Origin of the sequence: Lentzea aerocolonigenes (assembly GCF_000955955.1) — a bacterium.
Lineage (GTDB): Bacteria > Actinomycetota > Actinomycetes > Mycobacteriales > Pseudonocardiaceae > Lentzea > Lentzea aerocolonigenes_A.
In genome coordinates this window covers 1-8,340 of the sequence record NZ_JYJG01000081.1, presented here as the reverse complement: position 1 = coordinate 8,340, position 8,340 = coordinate 1, and the positions used below count along the sequence as shown (strand labels likewise).

General features: G+C 61.0%; 8 protein-coding genes and 1 pseudogene. 2 read left to right on the top strand and 7 right to left on the bottom strand.

Annotated features, from left to right (window positions below):
• The 5 genes and pseudogenes from UK23_RS13645 to UK23_RS13625 form a co-directional block, all read right to left on the bottom strand.
• Positions 1–1,375 (bottom strand): annotated as a pseudogene (locus UK23_RS13645) (cell division protein FtsK); the annotation flags it as partial.
• Complete coding sequence (locus UK23_RS13640) at positions 1,362–2,207, bottom strand: hypothetical protein (protein ID WP_045311855.1); 846 nt, start codon at positions 2,205–2,207, stop codon at positions 1,362–1,364. The pseudogene UK23_RS13645 and the gene UK23_RS13640, both read right to left, overlap by 14 nt.
• Entirely contained in the window at positions 2,204–2,533 is a 330-nt protein-coding gene (locus UK23_RS13635) for a hypothetical protein (protein ID WP_045311854.1), read from the bottom strand. The genes UK23_RS13640 and UK23_RS13635 overlap by 4 nt, the downstream gene beginning before the upstream one ends.
• Positions 2,530–2,868 (bottom strand): WhiB family transcriptional regulator, encoded by a 339-nt coding sequence (locus UK23_RS13630; protein WP_330770103.1) that lies wholly within the window; start codon positions 2,866–2,868, stop codon positions 2,530–2,532. Before UK23_RS13630 ends, UK23_RS13635 begins: the two co-directional genes overlap by 4 nt.
• Complete coding sequence (locus tag UK23_RS13625; protein WP_156213081.1) at positions 2,865–3,131, bottom strand: helix-turn-helix domain-containing protein; 267 nt, start codon at positions 3,129–3,131, stop codon at positions 2,865–2,867. The genes UK23_RS13630 and UK23_RS13625 overlap by 4 nt, the downstream gene beginning before the upstream one ends.
• A 170-nt stretch (positions 3,132–3,301) precedes the next feature.
• Here UK23_RS13625 and UK23_RS50185 point away from each other — a divergent pair, with 170 nt between their 5' ends.
• Both UK23_RS50185 and UK23_RS13620 read left to right on the top strand, forming a co-directional pair.
• Positions 3,302–3,676, top strand: a complete 375-nt coding sequence (locus UK23_RS50185; protein ID WP_082114631.1) for a hypothetical protein — start codon at positions 3,302–3,304, stop codon at positions 3,674–3,676.
• 146 nt (positions 3,677–3,822) lie between these two features.
• Entirely contained in the window at positions 3,823–4,998 is a 1,176-nt protein-coding gene (locus UK23_RS13620; protein WP_045311851.1) for a hypothetical protein, read from the top strand.
• On the opposite strand, the gene UK23_RS13615 is transcribed toward UK23_RS13620, so the two are convergent.
• Entirely contained in the window at positions 4,963–5,538 is a 576-nt protein-coding gene (locus tag UK23_RS13615; protein WP_082114630.1) for an NUDIX hydrolase, read from the bottom strand. The two genes, UK23_RS13620 and UK23_RS13615, sit on opposite strands and share 36 nt — an antisense overlap.
• Before the next feature lie 56 nt (positions 5,539–5,594).
• On the bottom strand, positions 5,595–7,946 hold the full coding sequence (locus UK23_RS51515; RefSeq protein ID WP_156213080.1) for a P-loop ATPase, Sll1717 family: 2,352 nt from the start codon (positions 7,944–7,946) through the stop codon (positions 5,595–5,597).
• Positions 7,947–8,340 lie beyond the last annotated feature (394 nt).

Genomic DNA, 8,340 nt, shown 5'->3' with positions numbered 1-8,340 from the left:
CTGCCGTGAGCTTCTTCCCTTGCACCTCAACAGGTGTGCGGTCTTCCAGAGGTAGCTGGACCTCATCGATGAACACGGCCGTGATCGGCATGTCGAGCGCTCGATCTCGTGACATGTCCGGCGTGACCTTCGACTCCGGACACGTGAGGTCGTCCAACTCCTGCATCCGCCGGTAGCGCCCCTGGACCTCACCCACGAGTTCCACGAGCCAGTCAATGAGCGCCAGGACGTGTTCGGTGTCGTCGCCGGACATGAACCGGTGCGCCACCTGCGCCGCTGAAATCCAGTCCTTTCCTGCCTTGAAGTCAGCGACGTACAGCCGCACATGCGGGTCCAGGATCAGCGCCGCGGCGACCAGGCGAGCAGCCATCGTCTTGCCCTGCCTGGGGATTGCACCGATGAGCAATGACGTCCACACCAACGGAAGGTCGATCCGCCGATCACGAGCGTCACGCCCGAACGGCAACGGCCGCCACGCGTCCCACCTCTGCACCGCGAGCAGAGGCGTCCGCAACGGAGGCGCCGCGTACGGGTCCTCGTCCGCAACCCACATCGCGACCCGGCCGGCGTGACCGCCGTTCCCGCGGACACGCTCCACGATGAGCTGCACCTCATCGACCGCGAGCGCAGAGGCCAGGGCGTCTCGGTTCTTCACGACGTCGGATGCCTTGCGAGTGGCCGGTAGGTCCACGGTGATGGCCCACCCGTCACCCTGCCTGGTCGCCCGTTCGACCAGACGGAGCGTCTCGTCCTTCCCGATCAGCTTCGCGTCCCGGAACGCGTCCACGAGCACCTGAGGGTCCATCGTCCACGTCAACGTGCGCGGACCAGCGAGCACCGCCTTACGCCCCGGACTGCCGTCCTTCCGCCTACCGAGCACAGCGAGCGCCACGGCAATGACACCGCCACCGATCCACAACGCCCGGTGCCCGTACACGAGATCGGCGACGGCGCTGACGATCGCCACGCCAGCGACCACGGCCCCGGTGACCTTCCACCGGAAGAGCGTCAGTTCACGGATGTCCCCGAACTTGTCCGCGAGCTTCTCGGATTGCTCGGCAGCCTCCCGGTAGTCCCGCACGGTGACCCATGACCGCCACCACCTGACGGCGACCACCAGACCGCGGACGACAGCCCCGAGGAGCCGGAACGGTGAACGCACCAGAGCCACGACGAGATCCTTCGCGGCCTGTACCGCGTGAACACGATCCTTCGCCCACAACGGCACACGCGGTGAACGCTTCCACCAGTTCATGAACCGGCGCACCCAGGTGACGCGCGGCGGCGAACCGTCGTTCACGAACTCGCCTTCGAGCACCGCACGCACCGGCAGGTGCGGGGCCGTGACGACCAACTCCCGATCATCCGTGCTCATGGCCGTCGCCACCTTCGGAGACCTCCGCCACGAGGGCCGCGGCCAGGCGTGATGAGAGGCCACGCGAGCAACCGCTGACCTCACGAACCCACGCGGGGCTCACGACGACTTCAGGTGTCCACGCTTCGCGAGCCTTGGCTAGGTAGTCCGCAGAGGACACGCGCGCGGACGTGTTCCTGTTGGGCCGCTTCACCTTTGCGTGCACAGGCTCTACTGCAACTACCGCTGAAGGCTTGGCCGCGGTGACCGGTGCTGTCCGCTGCTCCGCCTCCGTGAACGCTGCGGTCACGGCCTCCGTGAGCTTGTCCCGCAGGTCCGTGACAGCCTCCGCCGCGACGAACACGACGAGCGGCGGAACGGAGTGCAGCACCACCCCGGACACCGAACCCGCTGCCCACGAGTGCCACGTGTTCATGACGTACGTAGCCGCGAGCGTGAACCACTTCGCCCGACGAGTCCACGAACCCGTACGCACTCGGTACCGCGCGGTCACCTGCTCCGCCCGCAGGATCGCCAGCAGCACCAGTGACACCGTGGGATCGAGCAGCCACGCGGCAAGCCACGGCAACGACCATGCCGGCGTGCCCGCTGCCGCGAAGCTCTGCACGTTCGTCATCGTGAAGCCGAGACCAAGCACGATCCCCGCCCAGCACAGCCGGTCGACCTCAGCCCGGACCCGCTCGACGCGAAGCGCGACCACGTCCGGATGCGTCGCGTAGGTCCTCAGTTCCGCAGCCTCCGCCGCATCGGCGGCGAGCTGCTGTGCTGCCGGGGCGGCGGGCAGCCGCCCGAAGGCGGCTACCCCTTCCCGAACCCGAGTGACCGCGTTCATCGCCGATCGCCCTTGCCGTGCGGACTGTCGTAGGACGTAATCGTGAGGGCACGGGTCACCGTGTACGCGGCGAACAGCGCGGGGAGGCCCAGAACCACGAGCAACAACACGGTGTCGCCGCGATGCGTGATCACCACCCACTGAACTCCAACGATGACGCCGGCCATCACGAGCACCCGCCCGGTGAGCGAGAGCAACCGGGCACCCGTACGCGCTGCGTTCGCGGCAGCCTTCGCCCTACGGGCGCTCGCTCGCCAGATCCACAGCACCACAACAACCGCGCCCAACACCGCGAGAATCTGCGTGGGAGTCAGGTTGATCGTCATGACGGTTCACCGCCTTCACGGCGAGCCCGCCACACGCGGTAGAGCGCGCGACGATCGTCTTGCGACAGCCCACCCCAAACGCCGACCGTCTCCGCACCGGCCGTGCGCAACTCCAGTTCCAAGCACACGTTGCGGATAGGGCAGTCCGCGCACAGCCGCGCGGCCAACTCCCGATCGGTCAGCTTCTCGTTCTGCCACTCCGGTTCTTCGTCGTTCGGCCACAGCCACATGCAGGCGCCGTCACGCGTCACGATCTCCAGCAACACGTCATCCGGGACCTTGGCGTAGCGATCGAGCTCAGCCGCGATCACCTCGTAGTAGTTCTCCGGGTTCACCACGCACCCCCGGTCTTCGCCTCGAACTCGCGAGCAGACCGGCGTTCGGCCGTCATCCGAGCGACGTCAACGACGCTGCCGGACTCCGATGCCTGGCGAACGATCTCCTCGACCGCACGTGCAGGGATCACGTAGCGAGTGCGCAAGCGCACCGCCGGGAACGCGTCCTCTCGGATAGCCCTGTAGATGGTCGCGACGTCCACGCGCAGGATGCGTGCAGCCTCCGCGACTGTGTAGAAGATCGGCGGGTTGCTTCCCGCCATGCCTGAAGTACTCATGAGATGTAGCCCTTTCGAAAGAACTGATTTCTTCTCCGAAAGCGCTGACATTGGCGTTGATTCTTGCCGATTCACCGCCGATGTCAGCGCTAGACCCGCTTTTGAGCGAGATCGCGCGCTAACGTCGGCGCTGAAGGCGGAGCCCGGAGGCGTACGTGACAGAGGACTGGTCGGCAGTCGCGGAGGCAATGAATGCCCGCGCGGCAGAGCTGGCTTTGAAGCAGAAGGAACTCGCGACGAGATCCGGGGTATCCCTCGCGATCGTGCGAGAGATGCAACAGGGACGAATCCAACGGCGCCGAAACCGTCGGACGCTCGAAGCACTTTCGATCGCACTCGACTGGCACCCGCAACACCTGACCGCGGTGCTGCAAGGAAAAACGCCACTCGAAGCAGAACCGCCGGCAACGGCTGCCGAAGACCCGCTTGTTCCCCTGCTCAACACGATTATTCGAGAACTCCGCGGCCTTCGCGCCCAGGTCGGAGCGCTGACAAATCGTCTCGATGACGGGAGCCATCGAAAGGACTAGGTCGCCTTCGCCGATTTGTTTCGGTGTCGCTGTCATGTGAACAGCAGACAGCCGGAGAGGGGGTCGAAATAATTGCCAGCGGCTATCACGCCGCGCGTTAGGGCGAGTTAGGTCCGCAGGTCACAACCGTTGGGGAACGGGGAGACGTGGCGACAAGGAAGCGCGGTGACCAGCCTCGATCGAGGCTGCAAGGCGTCCGTGAGGAGCTTGGGTACACGCAGGCGCAGGTTGTTAGGTACTTCCTGTCGCGCGGACCGCAGATCGGCGCTGCTCACGCGACAGAGCATTCGATACTCATCATGATGTCGCGCTGGGAGAACGGTCACGTCGAAGTGACCGAACCGGGCTATCAGCGCCTGTTCCGAGAGTTCTATGGTCGAGCCAACGAAGAGCTTGGTTTCCCGACTGAAGTCGAAAGCGATAGCGCCGAAGAGCTGCGCGAACGACTAATCGTCGCGCGGAGTATCGACCGCGGAACGCTTGACATGTTTCAACGTCAGGTCAATGACCTGCGCAGCTCAGACCACAAGTTTGGCGCAGTAGTCGTTCTAGATCAGTTGAACAGCCTGGTCCACCAGATCGAGGACTACCGCACGTTCAGCGTGAGCACGCGCCACCGAGAACGGCTCGCCGCAATCCTCACCGATGCGCGAACGCTCGCCGGTTGGACGGCACTGGATAGGGGTGCACAACTTCAGGCGTGGCAGTACCACGAAGACGCGAAAGTCTCCGCGCGAGAAGCCGACTCACCTCACTTGCTCGCGCACGCTGCCGCACAGCAAGCCGTGATCCTGCTCGACATCGGGCAGCCGGCTGAAGCCGTCGAACTGCTGGAGTACGCGCGGTACGTTGCAGAGAACCGCGCTCCGTCGCTGCTGCAATCGTGGCTCGCCGCAGCACACGGCGAAGGGCTCGCCGCCGATGGCCAGCGAGACGCGGCGCTGAGTGCGTTCGATGACGCAAGCTCTTTGCTGCCAACGAATCCGGTCGATCCCGAGATGCCGTTCCTGCTCCTCAACGAAGGACAACTCGTACGCTGGCGCGGTAGCTCGCTCTTGCGGTTGGGCGACCAGGACGCCATCAATCAACTCGAAGCAGCCGTTCGCGGTCTGGCCACGCCCGGACTCAACGCCGTGCGTGGCCAGACCAACCTGTACGCAGATCTCGCCTTCGCGTACGCCGCTGCTGGCGACAGCCGGGGAGCGCTCGACTACGCGCGCAAGGCACGACAGCTTGCGTCCCGCATCAAGTCCGATCGCCAGCAACGGCGGCTCGCGAACCTAGAGTTACCTGTCCCCCAAGGACGCCCCGGCAGCGCGTGAAGCTAGGTAGTACAGGAGAGGCACGATCGCGCCCGAGCCGAGAACCTCACCCCGCCGAACCAGGTCCAGAATCCGATCGACTGAGATCCACTCAATCCGCGCAGCTTCTTCGCCGTCAGTCGGTTCGCCCACCTTCTCTGCGTCCCGCCACACGTAGGCATCTACGGGCGCCTTGATGATGCCCGGCAACGGCTGGAACGTGCCAATATGCTCGGGCTCGCCGACAGGCCTCCAGCCTGTCTCTTCCTCAGCCTCCCGAGCAGCGGTCGTCGCTGGATCCTCGCCCTCCTCGACAAGACCACCAACCAACTCATAACCCCACTGGTCCACAGCAAACCTGTAGCGCCAAAGCGTTAGGACTTCTTCGCGATCATTGATCAATAGCGCTACGGCGACGTGGTCAAGTTCCACCACGTGATGCTCAAAGCGACTACCGTCTGGCGGCTCGACGTCAACAAGCTTCACCTTGACCCAGCGGTTGTCGTACACGGTTCGCTCACCGTGAACTCCCCACTTCAGCTCCTCCGGATACTCCGTCACAACCGAAGCTTACGAGAAGTGCACCAGTGACACAATCAGCACAACATTACATATAGTCAGGAACGCTCGATGGCCAGAAATAGATGGAAGGCTCTATGAACCTTGAGCCGCTGGTCACCCTCATTCGGTTGCAGTCGCTTCGCAAGCGCAAGTGCCCGCGTCATCGATACGCCAACCTCGGGAAACTGAAACACGCCATCAGAGGTTTCAACGCCCAAAAAGGACATGTCGACAAGCTTAGTAAGCAGCTTTGAAGACTTTCCGGGAAGCGCTTCCTCCAGGATCGCCAGAACTCGTGAACGACTCATGACTTCTGCTCCACCGAGGAAAGCAAGAAGTGCATCTTGCATCTCAGGTATTGTGACGCCGTTCTCGACGAGAAGTGCTTCATATGCATACTGCGAGTAAGCCTCCTCAGCAGCGCAGAAGTCTTCCTCCTCCACGCGCTCATGGCGACGGTCAATAGCCCTTCCTACTGCCGCATTGAAGAAGTAGACGATGTCGCGCGGACGAGGAAGCACGGCTTGGACGATATACGACCTAGTCTCCTGTCCAGCAATTTCTGGCGTCAGCAGATTCTTCCACAGACTGTCCGCCGATTTACCCGAAGCATTACCGTACAAGTAGCGATTCTCCACCACCTGCAACAGAGTCTCAGGATCGCCCCATTCGATCATTGAGATAGGAAGCTTGTCAGGCTCTCGCGCCTCCCGCTTCAGGTAGTTGTAGATATCACTACGCAAGAAGATCGAGACCGTAAGCCTAATTCTGTCGCGCCAATGATCATCTTTTTGAAAAGAAGTAACGAGGCGCCCGCGGGCAGTTAGAAGTCCAAGGATCAGCCGCGCCAGCAATCCAAAATCAGTCCCCCGCTCCCAGCCTTTATCGAGATTGTCAATGAATATCGCTACTCGCTTGCGATCCTTCAAGACGCGGCCGAGCTGCTTCCTCAAACCTTCCATCGCTTCATCATGAAAAGCCTCATTGATGAGGTTCCGGCCAGTCTCAGGGCCGATCTCAGAATCTGGAATGATTCCCATGAGATGAGCTAGCGCCTGCTCAAGGCGAACTGACACATCGGCACGCATATCGAAGGGGGCAGAATCCGCATACTCAAAAAATTCGGTGTCAAGTTGCTGCGTAGGCAGCCAACCGGGACGTTCCTCTAGGCGCTTAAGCACAGTGGAGCCGATCTCAGTTTGAACAATGAAGCGCCACATCGCATCAAAGAAGTAGTCGTGCTGGAACTGCGGCAATCTTCGCACAGTATTCATAATTGCCGAGAATTCGAATCCTGGCGGTTTTATCAGAACCGCCAGATTAGTCTTGTTCGAAGCAATCTTTTCAAAAGCCTGGGTGGCGTTCGCCGTTTTACCCGTTCCGCGATGGCCAACAAATATCGTATCGCGCGTTGCAACAACGTCTTGAAATGCTGACGTCTGAACGAAGTAGTCTGAAAGCTCTGCTAGCTCATTCTCGGCGACATGTTCACCGAAGCGCAGCCCTACGAGAGGACTTTGCTTGGGCGCACGCGGTACAGACCAGTTGACCCGCTCGAATTTGAGGCCGTCAATCCAGGTGCGGGCAATTGTCGTGCACTCATGAACAGACTCATACGTGCGCAAGTGGGTCTCGTAATCGAAAGGTACCTTGTAACCCGACTCTCCGAGCATTAGTAGCGGTATTTCGAAACCCTGCGCCATGCCTGCAACGAATGCATGTCTCTTATTGTAGAGACTTGCGCGGTTGCGATGCTCTCCGGCGAAGTGGATTAATACACCTGCGGCACGCTGAAGCTTAGGCGCATACCAGGTAATCGGCTCGAACCCTGACTCGCTCGGGTCGGAGACGATGACCTGGAGCCCCCGCTTACGGCGCTCTTCGATTAGTCCATCGAGTCTGCTCGCCGCTTCGAATGGCTCAAAAGTCGAGCAATAGAACATTGCGTCCCGATGCTGCACATCAGGCAGGCCTGGCTCGATAAGATCGTCGTAAACAGTGCCGTCTTGGCCGAGTGGATTTTTTTCAAGGAAGGCCGACACAAGCTCTAGGCTGTTTCGATATCCGGTGTAACCGATCGGCTTAAGCAGGCCGAGTTCAACCCATTCCTGCTGCGCGGTAGCTACCGTCGTATCTACGGTAATCCAGAATTTCTTTGCCCTGGCCAACGCGTAGGCACACTCAAAGAGGACGTTGTCGTTCTGTCGAGTAAGGTCGAAGACACACATGTCAGCAGCATCAATAGCTTCAAGCACTTTGCTTATGATCAGCCGGCCATCCACCATCATATCTTGCCAAAGAATCGAGTTGATACCAGCTTGCTCAGCAAGCGATTCGGCTGTCCAACGGATCGTTTCTGCAAGGTAGGGCGGATATGCCGGGTAACCAAAGAAGATCGTAGGCGTCATTGTTACTGTCACCTACCCCAACTAAGTTGCAGGATCGCAAAGGTGACGGGAGATAGGGAGGAGGTAAGAGCCCCACGTCCTGTTGACTCATGTTCGAGCCCTCCAGTGCGCGAACTCGTGGCCGTGTGTATTCGTCGCCCCTGTAACGCCACGGCTCCGCCTCCCCTTCGCGTTGTACAGGCCACGTCGCGTCGAAGGTCCGTGGTGTTACAGGTCACACGATGGTTGGGTTATTGGCGCTGGATGAACGGCTTCCGACTTGCCTTGAACCGTGGTGCGGGTCATGGTGCGAACTGTGGCCGAACCGAGACCACACGGCGCATGGTGCGGCCACATGTGACGGCAAAACCGCAGGTAGAGCAGCATTCTTGGCCCGAAGAGCACATTCCTAAAC

Bases quoted from the DNA above. Each gene is read 5' to 3' on its own strand.
- UK23_RS13640 (WP_045311855.1), bottom strand. From the start codon at position 2,207: ATGAACGCGGTCACTCGGGTTCGGGAAGGGGTAGCCGCCTTCGGGCGG.
- UK23_RS13635 (WP_045311854.1), bottom strand. From the start codon at position 2,533: ATGACGATCAACCTGACTCCCACGCAGATTCTCGCGGTGTTGGGCGCG.
- UK23_RS13625 (WP_156213081.1), bottom strand. From the start codon at position 3,131: ATGGCGGGAAGCAACCCGCCGATCTTCTACACAGTCGCGGAGGCTGCA.
- UK23_RS51515 (WP_156213080.1), bottom strand. From the start codon at position 7,946: ATGACGCCTACGATCTTCTTTGGTTACCCGGCATATCCGCCCTACCTT.